This is a genomic window from Micromonospora sp. NPDC050686 (assembly GCF_040654475.1).
GTDB lineage: Bacteria > Actinomycetota > Actinomycetes > Mycobacteriales > Micromonosporaceae > Micromonospora.
In genome coordinates this window covers 1-15,520 of record NZ_JBFAID010000008.1, presented here as the reverse complement: position 1 = coordinate 15,520, position 15,520 = coordinate 1, and the positions used below count along the sequence as shown (strand labels likewise).

General features: G+C 73.7%; 15 protein-coding genes. 5 read left to right on the top strand and 10 right to left on the bottom strand.

Features of this window, described 5'->3' with window-relative positions; translation table 11 throughout:
• Positions 1-48: 48 nt before the first annotated feature.
• The 3 genes from AB0H57_RS09170 to AB0H57_RS09160 all read right to left on the bottom strand — a co-directional run bounded on the left by AB0H57_RS09170 (position 49) and on the right by AB0H57_RS09160 (position 2,892).
• Entirely contained in the window at positions 49-1,212 is a 1,164-nt protein-coding gene (locus AB0H57_RS09170) for a YihY/virulence factor BrkB family protein (protein ID WP_357504313.1), read from the bottom strand.
• A gap of 65 nt (positions 1,213-1,277) precedes the next feature.
• The gene (locus tag AB0H57_RS09165) at positions 1,278-2,087 is read right to left on the bottom strand and encodes an ABC transporter permease (protein WP_357504311.1); all 810 of its coding nucleotides are present in this window, start codon (positions 2,085-2,087) and stop codon (positions 1,278-1,280) included.
• Between the two features lie 10 nt (positions 2,088-2,097).
• A complete protein-coding gene (locus tag AB0H57_RS09160; RefSeq protein ID WP_357504309.1) occupies positions 2,098-2,892 on the bottom strand; it encodes an ABC transporter permease in 795 nt (264 codons plus the stop codon).
• 261 nt (positions 2,893-3,153) lie between these two features.
• Here AB0H57_RS09160 and AB0H57_RS09155 point away from each other — a divergent pair, with 261 nt between their 5' ends.
• Positions 3,154-4,167 carry an RNA polymerase subunit sigma-70 gene (locus AB0H57_RS09155; protein WP_357504307.1) on the top strand — a complete coding sequence of 338 codons (1,014 nt, stop codon included), beginning with the start codon at positions 3,154-3,156 and terminating at the stop codon, positions 4,165-4,167.
• Positions 4,168-4,172: 5 nt separating this feature from the next.
• Positions 4,173-4,913, top strand: coding sequence for a DUF6069 family protein (locus AB0H57_RS09150; RefSeq protein WP_357504305.1), 741 nt, complete (start codon positions 4,173-4,175; stop codon positions 4,911-4,913).
• Positions 4,914-4,962: 49 nt separating this feature from the next.
• Here AB0H57_RS09150 and AB0H57_RS09145 read toward each other — a convergent pair whose 3' ends face one another.
• A complete protein-coding gene (locus AB0H57_RS09145) occupies positions 4,963-5,154 on the bottom strand; it encodes a DUF397 domain-containing protein (protein ID WP_357504303.1) in 192 nt (63 codons plus the stop codon).
• Entirely contained in the window at positions 5,145-5,948 is an 804-nt protein-coding gene (locus AB0H57_RS09140; protein ID WP_357504301.1) for a helix-turn-helix transcriptional regulator, read from the bottom strand. Before AB0H57_RS09140 ends, AB0H57_RS09145 begins: the two co-directional genes overlap by 10 nt.
• 212 nt (positions 5,949-6,160) lie before the next feature.
• Between AB0H57_RS09140 and AB0H57_RS09135 the strand changes: the two genes are divergently transcribed.
• Together AB0H57_RS09135 and AB0H57_RS09130 are read left to right on the top strand one after the other, a co-directional pair.
• Positions 6,161-6,415 (top strand): hypothetical protein, encoded by a 255-nt coding sequence (locus AB0H57_RS09135; protein WP_357504298.1) that lies wholly within the window; start codon positions 6,161-6,163, stop codon positions 6,413-6,415.
• Complete coding sequence (locus tag AB0H57_RS09130; protein WP_357504297.1) at positions 6,415-6,657, top strand: flavin reductase; 243 nt, start codon at positions 6,415-6,417, stop codon at positions 6,655-6,657. The genes AB0H57_RS09135 and AB0H57_RS09130 overlap by 1 nt, the downstream gene beginning before the upstream one ends.
• A gap of 14 nt (positions 6,658-6,671) precedes the next feature.
• Here the strand turns inward: AB0H57_RS09130 and AB0H57_RS09125 are convergent, their stop codons facing one another.
• The 5 genes from AB0H57_RS09125 to AB0H57_RS09105 form a co-directional block, all read right to left on the bottom strand.
• The gene (locus tag AB0H57_RS09125; RefSeq protein ID WP_357504296.1) at positions 6,672-7,604 is read right to left on the bottom strand and encodes an ABC transporter ATP-binding protein; all 933 of its coding nucleotides are present in this window, start codon (positions 7,602-7,604) and stop codon (positions 6,672-6,674) included.
• Positions 7,605-7,927: 323 nt separating this feature from the next.
• Positions 7,928-8,464 (bottom strand): hypothetical protein, encoded by a 537-nt coding sequence (locus AB0H57_RS09120; protein ID WP_357504295.1) that lies wholly within the window; start codon positions 8,462-8,464, stop codon positions 7,928-7,930.
• A complete protein-coding gene (gene dnaG, locus AB0H57_RS09115; protein WP_357504293.1) occupies positions 8,464-10,350 on the bottom strand; it encodes a DNA primase in 1,887 nt (628 codons plus the stop codon). The genes AB0H57_RS09120 and dnaG overlap by 1 nt, the downstream gene beginning before the upstream one ends.
• A gap of 118 nt (positions 10,351-10,468) precedes the next feature.
• On the bottom strand, positions 10,469-11,110 hold the full coding sequence (locus AB0H57_RS09110) for a hypothetical protein (protein WP_357504291.1): 642 nt from the start codon (positions 11,108-11,110) through the stop codon (positions 10,469-10,471).
• A 116-nt stretch (positions 11,111-11,226) separates the two neighbouring features.
• Positions 11,227-14,367, bottom strand: coding sequence for a BTAD domain-containing putative transcriptional regulator (locus tag AB0H57_RS09105; RefSeq protein WP_357504289.1), 3,141 nt, complete (start codon positions 14,365-14,367; stop codon positions 11,227-11,229).
• Positions 14,368-14,720: 353 nt separating this feature from the next.
• On the opposite strand from AB0H57_RS09105, the gene AB0H57_RS09100 reads away from it, so the two are divergent.
• Positions 14,721-15,520: FG-GAP-like repeat-containing protein (locus AB0H57_RS09100; RefSeq protein ID WP_357504287.1), on the top strand; the 800-nt coding region annotated here is incomplete at its 3' end.

Here is a 15,520-nt window from a genome sequence, read left to right as displayed (position 1 = left end):
GATCGCCCCGCCGCGGGTGGGTGCGGCGGGGCGATCGGGGCGGGTGGGTCAGCGGCCGGTGGCGGCGTTGCGCTTCTTGCGGAGCTTGCGGTCGTCGCGCAGCTCGACGTAGGGCTCCTCCTCGGCGGGGTGGCCGGCGGAGATGGCCCGGCCCCGCTCCAGCTCGGCGTCGAACTCCGCGCCGAGCAGGATCGCGATGTTGCTCAGCCAGAGCCAGACCAGGAAGATGATCACACCGGCGACCGCGCCGTAGGTCTTGTTGTACGAGCCGAAGTTGCTCACGTAGAGGGCGAACAGGCCGGACACGATCAGCCAGATCACCACGGCCAGCACGCCACCCGGGCTGACCCAGCGGAAGCCGCCGTGCCGGGCGTTGGGCGAGGCCCAGTAGAGGATGGCGAACATCAGGCTGACCAGGATCAGCAGCACCGGCCACTTGGCGATGTTCCAGATCGTGACCGCGGCGCCGCCGGCCCCGATCGCCTGACCGGCCTGCTCGGCGAGGCTGCCGGTGAACACGACGATGACCGCGCTGGCCAGCAGCAGCACGCCGATGACCGCGGTGACCCCGATCCGGATCGGCAGGGTCTTCCAGATGGGCCGGCCCTCCGGCACGTCGTAGATCGAGTTGGAGGCGCGCATGAAGGCGGCGACGTAGCCGGAGGCGGACCAGAAGGCGGCGAGCAGACCGACGATCGCGGCGATGCTGGCCAGCCCGCCGGAGGCGCCCGCCTGCTCGATCGCGCCCTCGATGATCCGGCGGATGTTCTCCTCCGGCACGGCCTGGTTGACGGTGTCCTTCACGCCCTCGGTGGCCCGCTCGCCGAGCAGGCCCAGCAGCGAGATCAGCACCAGCAGGCCGGGGAAGATCGAGAGCACGCCGTAGTAGGTCAGCGCCGCGGCCCAGTCGGTCAGGCTGTCCTCCTGGAACTCCTTCCTGGTGCGGCGCAGCGCCGCCTTCCAGCCCGCGCCGGGCAGCTCGGTCGGGCTGTCCGGCCCGGCGTCCGGCCCGACCGGCCCGACGTGTCCCCGGTTCCGCCCGGCCCGGCCCGGGTCGTCGTGGTGCCGCCCGACCCTGGACGGGTCGTCGCGGTCCCGCCCGACGCGGGGCGGGTCGTCGTGGTGCCGGCCGTGGTGGGGCTCGATCGCGGTCGTGCTGCCGGGTTCTTCCCGGTCGCGCCCGTCGCGGGCGGGAGACTCGTCGGAGGCCATCGCCCCTCCCTCGTGGTCGGCGGTGTCCCCCTGCACTTGCCCCGTCGGGACCGCCGGCTAACGCCTCAGCGGTAGAGCAGTCGCTGCATCCGGCGGCCGGCCACCGCCAGCCCCACCCCGAGCACCACCAGCAGGTAGAGCACGTCGGGCAGCCAGAACCAGCCACCCTCACCGAGGGTGATCCCCCGGATCAGGTGCACCGACCGGTAGAGCGGGGTGAGTTCCACGACCCAGCGCAGCACCGCCGGGTATGCCTCGGCCGGCACGAACGTGCCGGAGAAGAGGAAGAGGGTGAACTGGGCCGAGCCGAGCAGGTCGAAATCCTGCCAGCTGCGCATCAGCGTGGCGATGGTCATGCCCAGCGCGCCGAAGGCGAAGCCGACGAGCACGGCCGCCGGCAGCGCGACGGCGGCCCGGCCGGCGGTGGTCAGCCCCATCGCCACCATGACCACCAGGAACGCCGCCGAGTAGGCGCTGCCCCGCACCATCGCCCAGGCCAGCTCGCCGAGGGCGATCTCGAACGGCCGGACCGGCGTGGCGATCATCCCGTCGTAGAGCTTGAGGTATTTCATCTTGCCGAAGAAGTTGAACGTGGTCTCGGCCAGCGCCCCGGTCATCGCCGACGAGGCGAGCATGGCCGGCGCGACGAACGCGGCGTACGGCACCACGGCGCCGCCGGGCAACGTGAGGTCGCCGATCAGCGCGCCGACGCCGACCCCGATGCTGAGCAGGTAGAGCAGCGGCTCGACGAAGCCGGAGAGCAGCAGCAGCAAGTAGGCCGGGCGCAGGGTCGCCACGTTCCGCTCGACCACCGACATCGACCGGCGGGAGGCGGCCGGGACGTCGAGCAGCCGGGGCAGGGCGAAAGCGAGCACGGGCACCTTCCTAGACGACGAGCCGGCGACGGAAGCTCCGGTGGGCCAGCAGCCAGCCCGCCGCCGCCCACCCGGCGAGGTAGAGCAGGTGACCGGCCACGGACCACTGCGGCGCCACGCCGAGGGTGGCGGCCCGGCACAGGTCGACGCCGTGCCAGAGCGGGGTCAGGTACGCCAGCCAGCGCAGCGCCCCGGGCAACTGCTCGACCGGGAAGAACACCCCGGCAAACAGCGTCATCGGGATCACCGCGAAGCGGAACAGCATGGCCAGCCAACTGTCGCTGTCCACCGCCGAGGCGTACGCGAAGGTGGGGGTGGCGACGGCCAGCGTGAGCAGCGCGACCACCGGGAGCACGGCGAGCGCCCAGGGCGAGCGCAACGCGCCGAACAGCGCGGTCACCAGCAGGAACGCGCCGGCGGTGGTGAGCACCCGGAACAGCACGAAGGCGAGGTGCCCGGCGAGCAGGTCACCGATGCGCAGCGGCGCGGCGATCTGGGCGAAGTATGTCTTGATCCACTGGAAGTTGCTGAACACCGGCCAGGTCGACTCGCCCACCGCCACCTGGAGCGCGGTGGACGCGATCAGGCCGGGCACCAGCCAGTCGAGGTAACGCACCCCGCCGACGCCCTGGTCGATGTAGGCCCCGACGCCGAACCCGAAACCGACCACGGTCAGCACCGGCAGCAGGAACGAGGAGAAGACCCCGGCCCGCCAGGTGCGCCGGTAGCCCACCAGGTAGTGCGCCAGCACCGCCAGCGCCGGCACCCTGGGCAGCGCCGGCCGGGCCCGCTCGGCCACGCTCACGTGCCCACCCCCGTCCGCCTCACTCGGCCTTCCTACCCCAGGGGTACGACAGGCCGCCGGCAACCCTACGACCGGCGGGCAGGGATGTCGCAGGTATTTCCCCGGCCGGCATCCCGCGCATGATCAGCGATCTTTCCCTGCCGTACTCCCGCCATCGGATCCGTCACCGGATCAGCCACGCCGACCGAGCCTGGTGATGAGTTGTCGGGCCCGCGCCCGTCACACCTACGACGGGACACGACGAGGCGGAAGGATGACGTGATGAGTGCGGACACGCGGCTGAAGGAGCTGGGCGTGAGCGGGCTGGGCGGAAGCGGGCTGGGCGAGGTCGACGAGCCGGCGTTCTCGGGGCTGGCGGAGCGGCACCGGCGGGAGCTGCACGTGCACTGCTACCGGATGCTCGGGTCGTTCGAGGACGCCGAGGACACCGTGCAGGAGACTTTCCTCCGTGCCTGGCGGCGGCGGGAGACCTTCGAGGGGCGGTCGACGTTCCGGGCCTGGCTGTACCGGATCGCCACCAACGCCTGCCTGGACCTGCTCGCGAAGTGCCGCCCGGAGCCGGCGACCGGCGGCGAGGTGCGGTGGCTGCAGCCCTACCCGGACCGGCTGCTCGACGAGCTGCCCGCGGGCGAGGCGGACGAGCCGGAGAGCGTCGCCGTCGCGCGGGAGACGATCGAGCTGGCGTACCTGGTCGCGGTCCAGCACCTCGCGCCGCGCCCGCGGGCCGTGCTGATCCTGCGGGACGTGCTCGGATGGCCGGCGAAGGACGTCGCGGAGCTCCTCGGGGACTCCGTCAACTCGGTGAACAGCGCGCTGCAGCGGGCCCGCGCCGGCATGCGGGAGCACCTGCCCGCCGAGCGGCAGGACTGGACCGGCGGCGAGGAGGACGCCGGGACCCGCGAGCTGGTGCGCCGCTTTACCGACGCCAGCGTGGCCACGGACATCGGCCGGCTCGCCGCAATGCTGCGGGACGACGTCCGCTGTTCGATGCCGCCCACGCCGGGCCTGTACGTCGGCCGCGACGCGGTGGTGAACAACTGGGTCGAAGACGGTTTCGAGGGCATGACGGGTCTGCGCGCCGTGGCCACCGCCGTGAACCGGCAGCCCGCCGTCGCCTTCTACCACTGGCGGAAGCGGGAGGCCGCGTACCTGCCGCTGACGATCGACGCCCTGCGGATCACCGGCGGGGTGATCACCGAGATCGTCACGTTCCACGACGACCAGTTCCCGCGGCTCGGGCTACCGGAGCGACTGCCGGCGGACGGCACGGAGTAGTCCCGGTGCGGACGCTCACGCTGCGTGGGGGCGCGCGTGTCGCGGTGGTTGCCGCGCAGTGGCGCGACGCGTTCGGCGTTGTCACCCGCGGGCGGGTGCAGCTGGAGCTGCGCGACGGCGAGCCCGGGCCGATCCTCGGACGTGACGCCGGATTCTGGCTGCGCGGCACCGGCGTCCGCGCCCTGCGCAACCCCGGCCGCCGCACGGCGCGGGTGCGCATCGTCACCCCCAAGGCCAGGACCGTCACCTGGCAGTCAACACAACAAGCTACCGAACAACGGAGGAACGACATGGACAGCATGCAGGACACCGGGGTCGTCGCAGGCCCGGCATCGGGCCGGACCAGCCGCACCCACCGACTCCGCAGGCTCGCCGGCACCGGCTTCCTCGCCACGCTCGCGGCGGTGGTGACCACCACCCTCGCCGCTGCCCTCGCCCGGGCCGTTGGCGTCGACTTCGAGATCCCCGCTGGTGGCGAGACGATCCCGCTGGCCGGGTTCGCCGTGGTGACCGGCTTCTTCTCCGTCGTGGGCGTCGTCATCGCCGCCGCGCTGCTTCGGTGGAGCGCTCGCCCCGCCGAGCGATTCGTGTGGACGGCGGGGTCGCTGACCGCGATCTCGATGGTCCCGCCCCTGCTCGCCGGGGCAGACACCGCCACCACCATCGCCCTCCTCGGGCTACACCTCGTCCCTGCGGCGGTGATGATCCCCACCCTGGCGCACAGCCTCCGCGCCCCGACCGATTGACGATCCCGCAGCAGGAGACGACCCGGCCGGCACGAACCATCGAGTCGTACTACCGGCCGGCGGCGATCCCAACGACGAACGCGCGCCACGCGCCGGGGGCGAAGGCCAGCGCCGGACCACCCGGGTCCTTCGAATCACGTACGGCCACCACGCCGGGCAGGTTGTCGGCCACCTCCACGCACGCGCCGCCCTGGCCGCTGCTGCGGGTGCTCTTACGCCACCGCGCGCCGCTCAGATCCATGTCTCCGCCACCTCCGCCATCAGATCGAGGGACTGCCGCTGCGATAGTGCCTCACCCCGGATCGACTCCCACACCTCGACCATCTCCTGCAGGAAGTCCGTGCGGTCGACCGCCTGCCCGTGACGCTGCCCTTCCAGGTAGACCACGTCCTCCCCGGTCGACGAGGTGGCGAGCACGAAGTGCCCGGCAAGCCCAGGGTATGCCCCAGCCGACATCGGCACGACCTGGATTCGGACCCGGGGCAGCGTCGAGCCCAGCTTCACCAGGTGGAGCACCTGTTCGCGCATCACCTCCGGCCCACCAACGCAGCGGCGCAGCACGTGTTCGTCGATGACGGTCGTGAGCAGCGGCGGCCGGTCCCGGGTGAGCACCGCTTGGCGGTCCAGCCGGGCCGCCGCCTGCTGCTCCACCTCATCCGGCGCGAAAAGTCCGCCGCCGGACAGCAGCGCGTGAGCGTATCCCTCGGCCTGCAACAGGCCCGGCACGCAGAGCGGTTCGTACCAGCGCAGCGCCGTCGCCTCCTGCTCGATGCCGGCCCAGTCGCGGAACCACGGCACCACCGTTTCCCGGCTGATCCGCCGCTGGATCCGCTCGAACCGCCCGTCCGTGCCGAACACCATGTCGCAGCGCCGGGCAAAGTCGAGACTGGGCCGGCGTTCGCAGGTCTCCACCTTGGCCACCAGCGCGGCCGAATAGCTCAGCGCCTCGGCCAGCGCCGTCTGCGACATGCCGCTGGCCGCCCGGGCGAGCCGCAACTCCTCGGCGAAGTGGTCCAGCATGGACGAGCTTTCCACGGACAGCCTCCGTACATCCTCGTACCGCTCGGGGTCGGCCGGCGTACGCGCTGGTCGTCGGTGCGCAAGACCTCCCACGGTAGTCGAGTCCTCAGCAGACTGTCACGCAGCGAAACCGCTCACGGGATCTCGACGGCGGGCGGAACCAGGCCGGGAGCGCCCGCGCGGCCGTGGTCGGCGGGCGCCCCCTCCCACTCGACGGAGGCTCACTCATGCGCATCAGGTTCTGGCGGTGCCCCCGCCCCGCGTCACCCGCCCCGCTCCACCGGCGTACCCCGAACGAGCGCCCGACGTGGGCGACCGCCCCGACGGAGGTGTTCCCCGTCGACCGCCCGGGCAGCCCGGGCCGGCTGACCCGCGCGCAGGAGTGGCGGGCCGGCGGGGGTCGCCCGCTGCCGGGTCCGCGCCGGTCGGCGGAGAGCACGTACGGGGGCCGGCGGCCGGGCGGGCCGGAGAACCCGCGCTGATGCCCCGCTACCGCCCGCACGTGGCGGCCCGCCCGTCGTGGCGTTGCCGGGTGTGCGGTGCCGCCTGGCCGTGCTCGGCGGCGAAGCTGGCGCTGCTGGGCGAGTACCGGGAGAGCCGCACCGCCCTGCTGATCTATCTCGGCACCCTCCTGGCGGAGGCGCTGACCGACCTCGCCGCCCACACCACCCCGGCCGCGCTGGCCCACCGCTTCCTCGCCTGGGCCAGACCCCACGACGGCTGAGCAGGCGCGGGCGGTCAGTCGATCAGGGTGCGGCCGGTGAGCTGGAGGAAGACGTCCTCCAGGCTGCTGCGCCGCACCAGCACGCTGGCCGGGGTCAGCCCGAGCGCGGTCACCTCGTCGACCGCGGCATCGCCGTCGGGCACGTAGAGCAGGATGCGGTCGGGCAGCACCTCCACCCGCTGGGCCAGGCCGTCGAGCTTGCCGGCGAACGCCTCCTGCGACTCGGCGGCGAAGCGCAGCTCGACCACCTCCCGGGTGGAGTGCTGCTCGATCAGCGCGCGGGGTGCGCCCTCGGCGACGATCCGGCCGCCGTCCATCACCACCAGCCGGTCGCAGAGCTGCTCGGCCTCGTCCATGTAGTGGGTGGTGAGCACCAGCGTGACGCCCTGCCGCTTCAACCGGAACAGCCGCTCCCAGACCAGGTGCCGGGCCTGCGGGTCGAGGCCGGTGGTCGGCTCGTCGAGCAGCACGATGTCGGGCTCGTTGACCAGCGCCCGGGCGATGGTGAGCCGGCGCTTCATCCCGCCGGAGAGCGGGTCGACCTTGCTGTCGGCCCGCTCGCCGAGCTGGACGAAGTCCAGCAGGTCGGCGGCCCGCTGCCGGGCGACCCGCCGGGGGATGCCGAAGTAGCGGGCGTAGGTGGTGAGGTTTTCCCGGACGGTCAGCTCGGGGTCGAGGCTGTCGACCTGCGGGCAGACGCCGAGCCGGGCACGGATGGCCGGCCCGTCGCGGACCGGGTCCATCCCGAGGATGCGCAGGTCACCCCCGGTGGGCGGGGAGATGCAGCCGATCATCCGCATCGTCGACGACTTGCCGGCGCCGTTGGGCCCGAGGAAGCCGAACGCCTCACCCGGCCGCACCTCGACGTCGATGCCGGCCACGGCGGTGAAGTCGCCGAACCGTTTCACCAGCCCACGGGCCTGGATGAGGGGTTGCTCGATGCTCACCCCGACGACCCTAGCCGCGGGATCCGACACGTTCGACCGGATTCGGCGGCGTCCGCAGCCGTCACGGTGAGCAGCGCCTGGTGCGCGAGCTGGACCGTGAACTCAGCGAGACCGCGGCCTCGCGGCGGCAGGCCGCTCAATGACCAATTGACCGCGATACCTCTCAGTCATTTTGATGCCTCAGAGGTATCACGCTCGCTCGGGTCGTCGTCGCGGCGCGGGTGACCGAGCGTCACCAACCGTCGGGGGTCACGTCCGCACCGGCGCTCCCGACCACGAGGGCACGCCCGTACCGCCGGGTCGGTCAGCGGCAGCCGGGGCGGTCAGACGTCGGCCGGGGCGGTGGCGGCCCGGGCGGCGGCGACCAGCGCGTCGGTCTCGGCGCGGACGTCGGCGTCGTCCGGGCTGGTACCCGGGTCGTAGCGGATCGTCCAGCTCAGACCGTCCACGCCGGCCACCCGGCGGGCGGCGATCCGGCCGGAGCCGCCGGGCAGCGCGTGCTGGCGGGTGTACGCCACCGAGCGGGTCACCCGGGCCCGCACCTGGTGCGGCACGTCGCCGGGGTCGACCAGCAGGTAGGTCTCGGCGGGGCCGTCGGCGACGACCAGGTAGCCGTCCCGCTCGGCGACCGGCTCGGCCGGGGTGACGGTGAGTTCCCGGCCGGACCAGGTGGCCTTGAGGATGTCGTGCCAGCCGATCCGGTGCGGCCGGCCGGGCAGCCAGAGGCCGCGGTTGCTGGCCACCACCACGCCGTCGCCCTCGCCGTTGCCGGCGGCGGCCCAGGCCAGCACCCGCTCGTCGGCCTCCAGGGGCGGCCGGGCGGCCGGCGGCAGCTTCGGTTTGCGGTTGAACAGTCCCATCACAGTCCTCCCGCGGCCTGCTCGCGCAGCGCCCGCGCGTGCTGCTCCAGCGACAGCAGTTCCCCGAAGAGCGCGAAGTACTCGTCCTTCTGGTTCACCGGGTTGATCCGCTGGATCTTCGACTTCAGGTCGCGGATCCGGCCGGTCACCGAGCCCCACTGGAGGCGGGCCATGGTGATCGAGACGTAGCGCGGGTCTGGCTCGCCGTCGATCCGCAGCGGCTCCACCGCCAGCTCGCCCACCAGGGCCCGGGCGGCCAGGTCGTCGCAGGCGTCCCGGACCGACTCGATCCACACCGCGCCGCCGGTCGCCGTGGCGACCCCGCCGGCCGCCGCGACGGCGGCCCGCACCGCCGCGTGGACCGGGTGGCGGTATTCGGTGGCCTCCACCGCGTCGAACATCGGGCCGGCCAGCACCGGCTGCTGGAGGGCCAGCTTCAGCGCCTCCCGCTCCACCATCGACCGCGGACTGTCCATGGTGGGCTGCGCCGGGCCGGTGGCGTGGGCCGGCCCGCTCGCCTCGCGCCGCCCCGCACCGGCCGGCCCGGCGGCGGCGGCCTTGAGCACGGCCCGCTGCACCGGCTCGATCTCCATGCCGAGGTCACCGGCGAGCTTGCGGATGTATTCCGGCCGCTTCTCCCGGTCCTTGAGCTTGGCGACCAGCGGGGCGGCCCGGCGCATCGCCTCCACCCGGCCGTCGACCGTGTCCAGGTCGTAGCGGTTGATCACGTGGCGCAGCGCGAAGTCGACCAGCGGCTCGCGGCGGGCGACCAGGTCGCGTACCGCCAGGTCGCCCTTGGCCAGGCGCAGGTCGCACGGGTCCATGTTGTCGGGGCTGACCGCGATGAAGGTACGCCCCACGAACCGCTGGTCGTCCTCGAAGGCGCGCAGCGCCGCCTTCTGCCCGGCGGCGTCCCCGTCGAAGGTGAAGATGATCTCGCCGGCCCGCTCGTCGCTGTCGAAGAGCACCCGGCGCAGCACCGAGATGTGGTCCACCCCGAACGCCGTGCCACAGGTCGCCACAGCCGTCGGCACGCCCGCCAGGTGGCAGGCCATCACGTCGGTGTAGCCCTCGACGACGACCACCTTGCCCTGCTTGGCGATGTCCCGCTTGGCCAGGTCGATGCCGTAGAGGACGTGCGACTTCTTGTAGATCGGCGTCTCGGGGGTGTTCAGGTATTTCGGGCCGTCGTCGTCGTCGAAGAGCTTGCGCGCGCCGAACCCGATCACGTCACCGGTGATGTCCCGGATCGGCCACATCAGCCGGCGACGGAACCGGTCGATCAGCGAACCGGACCGGGCCGGCCGGGACAGCCCGGCGGTGACCAGCTCGTCGTGGCTGAAGCCCTGCTGACGCAGGTGCTTGGTGAGCAGGTCCCAGCCGTCCGGGGCGAACCCGCAGCCGTACCGCTGGGCGGCGGCGCGGTCGAAGCCGCGCCGGGCCAGGAACTCCCGGGCCGGGCGGGCGCCGGCCGTGGTGAGCTGCGCCTGGTAGAACTCCACCGCGGCGGCGTGCGCGGCGACCAGCCGCTGCTTCTGCCCCTGCTGCGGGCGGGCGGCCCGGGGGGCGCCCTGGTCGCCCTCCACGTACCGCAGCTGGATGCCGACCCGGTCGGCGAGCCGCTCCACCGACTCGACGAAGCTCAGGTGCTCGGCGTCCATCAGGAACTTGATCGCGTCGCCGCCGGCGCCGCAGCCGAAGCAGTACCAGACGTTGCGCGCCGGCGAGACGTTGAACGACGGGCTCTTCTCGTCGTGGAAGGGGCAGAGCCCCTTGAGGTTGCCGCCGCCGGCCGACTTGAGGGTCACCGTGTCGGAGATCACCTCGGCGATGGAGGTGCGTTCCCGGACCAGCGCGATGTCCTCGTCCCGGATCCGCCCAGCCATGGCCCACCCCCTTCCGCCCCTCCATCCTGCCTTGTGCCGGCGACGGTTTCCGCTCCGGGTGGGCGCCGCCACGCCCGCTCCCGGACAGCGGGCGGGGCGGGCCGGCGCTGGGCCACGCTCAGGTGAGGGCGGTGCAGACGCTCGTCACCGCCGGGGCCAGCCCGGGGTCACCGCAGTCGGTGGCCGCCGGCGTCCGCGCGACGACCTTCCAGACCCGCTGGTCCAGCCGCAGGAACACCTGGTTGCCGCCGGGCCGGGTGGTGGACTCGCCGGCGATCGCGAACAGCCGCGCGGAGCCGTTGCGGCAACCCAGTACCTCGACCTGCGTCACCGTCGGCGCGCCGAGCGCGGCGGCGGTGGCCTCGAGCAGCACCGGCGGACGGCACGCCGGGTCGGAGTCGGTGGTCGGCCCGGCGGCGAGCCGGGTCGGCGGGGTGGTGGACGGGGCGGGCGCGCCGCCCGGCCGGGCGGGCGGACGGCCCGGCTGGCTGGCCGCCCCGGGGGCCGCCGGCTGGGTACCGGTGCCGGGCGCGGGCGGCCGGGCCGCCGGCTCCGTACCCGCGCCGGGTGCGGTCGGTGCGGGCCCGCCGGAGGTGGCCGGCGCCGCCGGCCCGACGGACGGCTCGGCCGTCGCGCTCGGGGTGGCCGCGACCGGTCCGGGGGCGGCCGCCCGCTCCGGCCGGTCGGCCTGCCCGCACGCGGCGGCCGCGAGGGCCAGGCCCGCCGCCAGGACCAGGTGGATGCTGCGTCGGATCATCATGATCGTGCTACCTCTCCGGGTGACCGCTCGCCGGGACCGTGCCGGCGCTGGCCAGACGCTAGGAAGACGACCTGCGGCGGATCTGGAAGAAACCTGGAAGGGCAGGTCGGTCGCGGTCACCCCGGGTGTACGGCGGACACCGGGCGGCCGGCCGGAGCGCCGGCGGACCCGCACCCGCAGCCCCACCGGCGGTGCCAGTCCGGCACCTCGGCGGCCTCCCGGGTACCGAGCCGCCGGAAGGTGACCGCGGCGCAGTCCCAGGCGTCGTGCGCGGCCGCCACATCGCCCAGCGCGGCGTGCGCCGCCCCCACGTCCCGCAGGGTACGGGCCACGCCGAGGTCGTGGCGCAGCGCGAGCCACCAGTCGTGGGCCACGGCGAGCGTCTCCAGCGCCGCCGCCGGCCGCCCGGCGGCCAGGTGCAGTTCGCCGAGCGTGCGCTGGATCAGCGCCGCGCCGAACCGGTCGTGCAGGCGACGGCAGGTGGCCAGCCCGCGTTCGAGCGGCCCGACCGGTCGCACCAGGTCGCCCTGCCGGAACCACACCTTGGCCAGTGCCTGGTCGGTGTAGCAGCTCAAATGCTCGTCGCCGTGGGCGGTGACCAGGTCATGCGCCCGCGCACACCAGCGGTGCGCCTCGTCCAGGTCGCCGCGCGCCCGGTGGACCAGGCCGATCCCCCGGACGGCGATGGCCTCGCCCCGGAAGTGGCCGAGCGCCCGGTAGTTGTCGATCGCGCGGTTCAACCAGCGCAGCGCGCCGTCGTCGTCACCGAGTTCCCGCAGGCTGTGCCCCATGCCGTAGGTGGCCTCCGCGGCGACGTTGCGGTCACCCAGCCGGCTCAGCGTCTCGGCGGCCTCGGTCAGCAGCGGGATGGCCTCCTGGTGGCGGCCGTACTCGCGCAGCACGGTCGCCAGGCCGTTCCGGGCCGCGGCCGACCCCCGCTCGTGGCGGGCCGCGTCGAACAGCTCGACGGCGCCGCGGAAACCCAGCTCGGCCTCGGCGAACCGGTCCTCCGCGTAGCGCAGCAGCGCGATGCCGCACGCCATCACCGCCTCGCCGACGGGATTGCCGGCGGACCGCGCCGCCGCCAACGCCGCCCGGTGGCTGCGTTCCCAGCCGACGAAGTCGTTGCGCACCGCGAACGACGCGTAGACCAGCGCGTCGGCGAGGCCGCAGGCCGCCACGTCCATGCCCAGCTCGCCGGCCCGTTCCACGGCGATGGTGAGGGCGGGCACCTCGACCTCGACCCAGCCGGGACGCAGGTGATCGGCCGCCGGCCCGGTCGGTTCCGGGTCGACCGGCGCCGGGGGCCGGAGCAGCGGCGGGACGGGGAGCGGCAGATGCTGGCCGAGCCGCTCACTGAGCACGGTGGCGGCCACCAGCACCCGGGCCACCGCGCCCCGCAGCGCGGCGTCGCCGTCCTCCTCGACGGCGCGCTCCCGGGCGAAGAGCCGGACCAGGTCGTGCATCTGGTACCGGAGCAGACCGTGGATCGGGTCGGGCAGGGCGGTGACCAGGCGGGCGTCGGCGAGCTGCGCCAGTAACTCCTCGGCGTCGTCCTCCGAGCCGCCGACCAGGGCCGCCACCAGCCACTCGGCGAAGCTCGGCGCCCCCAGGTAGCCGAGCAGCCGGAACGCCCGCTGGGCCGGCGGGTCCAGCGCGCGGTAGCCGACGGCCACGCTGACCCGTACGGCCAGGCCGTCCGCTGCCATCTCGTCCAGCCGGCCGCGTTCGTCGCGCATCCGCTCGGCGAGCCGGGCCATCCGCCGGTGCGGGCGGGCCGCGATCCGGGCGCCGACGATGCGCAGCGCGAGCGGCAGACCGGCGCACATCTCCACCAGTTCGGTGGTCGCCTCCGGCTCGGCCTGCACCCGCGCCGTGCCGACGATGCCGGCCAGCAGGGTGGCCGAGTCCGCGCGGTTCAACAAGGGCACCTCGATGTGCTCGGCGCCCGGAATGGTGGTCAGCATGGCCCGGCTGGACACGATCAGCGCGCTGCCCGGGCCGCCCGGGACCAGCGGCCGCACCTCCTCGGCGCTGACCGCGGAGTCGAGCACGATGAGGAAGCGGCGGCCGCTCAGCAGCGACCGGTACTGGCCGAGCTTGTCCTCCAGGGTGCGCAACTGCTCGACGTTGGTGGCGCCGAGCGCCCGCAGCACCCGGTCCAGCGCGTCGCCCGGGCCGCCCTGCCGGCCGCTCAGGCTGACGAAGATCTGCCCGTCCGGGTACGCGGGGCGCAGCAGGTACGCCAGCCGGATGCTGAGCGCCGTCTTTCCCACCCCGCCCGGGCCGGAGAGGATGACCACCGGCCCGGCGGTGCCCCGGGGCTGCCCGTCGGCGGGCTGGAGCACGCTCAACGTGCAGGAGATCTCCGGTTCGCAGCCGACGTGGTCGGGCAGGTCGGCCGGGAGCTGGCAGCCGGGTGTGCTGCCCGCCGGCCGGCTCGGCGCGGGCTCCACCGGCGCCGGGGGTGGCGCGGCGGCCGGGGCCGGCCGGGGCGGCTCGGCGGGTGGCCGCAGCGTCCCCCGCAGCATCTCGCGGTGCAGTTCCTGGAGTTCGGCCCCCGGGTCGACGCCGAGTTCGCCGGCGAGCAGGGCCCGGGTCCGGGCGTAGCGGTCCAGCGCCTCCGGCCGGCGGCCGTTGAAGTACAGCGCCCGCATCAGGCAGCCGACGAGTGGCTCGACGAGCGGACTGCGGTCCACGGCGGCGGCGAGTCGATCGACGACCGGGCCCGGCCGGCCGTGGCTCAGCTCGCTGTCCGCCCAGTCGAGCAGCACCTGGACTAGCTGGTGGCCCAGCCCCTCCCGGACCCGGGCCGCCCAACCACCGGGCAGCCCGTCCAGCGGGTCGCCGCGCCAGAGGTCGATCGCCTCGCGCAGCAGCGCCGGCCGCTCGGCGTGGTCGCCGGGGAGGCTCCGGGCCCGCTCGGCGAGGCGTCGCAGCCGGTGCAGGTCGACCCGGTCGGGATCGGCGTCCAGCAGGTATCCGCCCTGGCCGCGGGTCACCGTGATCGGTGCCGCCGCGCCCGGCTGGGCGTCGGCGAGCAGTCGCCGGATCCGGGTCAGATAGGTGTAGAGGACGCCCCGGGCGTCGGTCGGTGGCTCGTCCTCCCAGACCCGGTCGACCAGCACCTCGATCGGCACGCTCCGGCCCACCTCGACGGCCAGCGCGGCGAAGACCAGCCGCTGTTTCGGTGGGCCCAACTCGACCGGCCGGCCGCCGACCAGGACCTGCAAATCACCAAGCACACGTAGTTCCACGGCATCGCCCCCGCGCCCGTAGTACCGAAATCCGGCCCGTGACCAGGCCGTTCGAATTCGTCAAGGACCCGTTCAGGTTCGCTACCGGGTCCGGGACCGAAGGTCTTTTCCGGAACCCCCGGGCGAGGCCGCACCGCCGACCCGGTGGTCGCGCTCCTTCCCTTCCCCTGTCGACAGAAAGGTGACGAACCCACAACCGCATTGCAGGGCCACCAGGGACCGGCCACTCGGGTCGGCCCCCGGGGATACCTGCGTCGCGGACTCTACCGCTCGCATCGCCTTCAGCCAATGCGCCGTACGCCCGATGGGCTGCGGGCTCATTCACCAAGCAATTCCCAACGAAAGGAAGAACTGTGCGGAAACCGTGTTCCCCGCGCCTCGGCCGCCGGGCCACCGCCCTGGCCGCAGCCCTGGCGGTGGTGGCCGGCGGTCTCGTCGGCCTCTCCCCCGCGCCGGCCCAGGCCTCGTCGATCGACGGTCCGATCAGCCGCAGCGAGGTCCTCTCCCGCGCGCAGAACTGGGTGGATCGCAAGATCACCTATACCCAGACCGGCACCTGGGCCAGCGACCCCGAGGGTTCGCACACCTACCGGCGGGACTGCTCGGGCCTGGTGTCGATGGCGTGGCACCTCAATTGGAGCTACGTCACCGGCGACTTCCAGCAGAGCAACTCGCGCTGGACCACTCTCGGCAGCATCGACGACTTCCAGCCCGGCGACGCGATGGTGCGCACCGGCCACATGGAACTGTTCGCGTACTGGGCCGACAAGAACGACCACAGCAAGGGCGCGTACGTCTATTCCTTCAACAGCGACGGCGAGACCGTGCAGAACCCGTACGCGGTCAACAACGCCGGCAAGCGCGGCTTCAACAGTGCCTCGGACCTGCGGACGTACAAGCCGATCCGGCGCACCGGGCTCACCGGCGGGGCGACTGCCCGCAAGGGCCCGGCGCTGGCGCGCGACGACGGCGACGGCACCATGAGCATCTACCGGTGGAACTCCACCGGCAGCGCCTTCGACCACACCACGGACTACAAGGGCGAAGGCTCGTTCAACCTCGCCAACGTGGGTGACCGGGTCGCCGCCGGGGACGTCGACGGGGACGGCACCGACGACATCGTGATGGCCTACCAGATCGCCGACGGCACCTT

Coding starts and splice junctions, on each gene's coding strand:
- AB0H57_RS09170 (WP_357504313.1), bottom strand. CDS start 1,212: ATGGCCTCCGACGAGTCTCCCGCCCGCGACGGGCGCGACCGGGAAGAA.
- AB0H57_RS09155 (WP_357504307.1), top strand. CDS start 3,154: ATGAGTGCGGACACGCGGCTGAAGGAGCTGGGCGTGAGCGGGCTGGGC.
- AB0H57_RS09145 (WP_357504303.1), bottom strand. CDS start 5,154: ATGGATCTGAGCGGCGCGCGGTGGCGTAAGAGCACCCGCAGCAGCGGC.
- AB0H57_RS09135 (WP_357504298.1), top strand. CDS start 6,161: ATGCGCATCAGGTTCTGGCGGTGCCCCCGCCCCGCGTCACCCGCCCCG.
- AB0H57_RS09130 (WP_357504297.1), top strand. CDS start 6,415: ATGCCCCGCTACCGCCCGCACGTGGCGGCCCGCCCGTCGTGGCGTTGC.
- AB0H57_RS09120 (WP_357504295.1), bottom strand. CDS start 8,464: ATGGGACTGTTCAACCGCAAACCGAAGCTGCCGCCGGCCGCCCGGCCG.
- dnaG (WP_357504293.1), bottom strand. CDS start 10,350: ATGGCTGGGCGGATCCGGGACGAGGACATCGCGCTGGTCCGGGAACGC.
- AB0H57_RS09110 (WP_357504291.1), bottom strand. CDS start 11,110: ATGATGATCCGACGCAGCATCCACCTGGTCCTGGCGGCGGGCCTGGCC.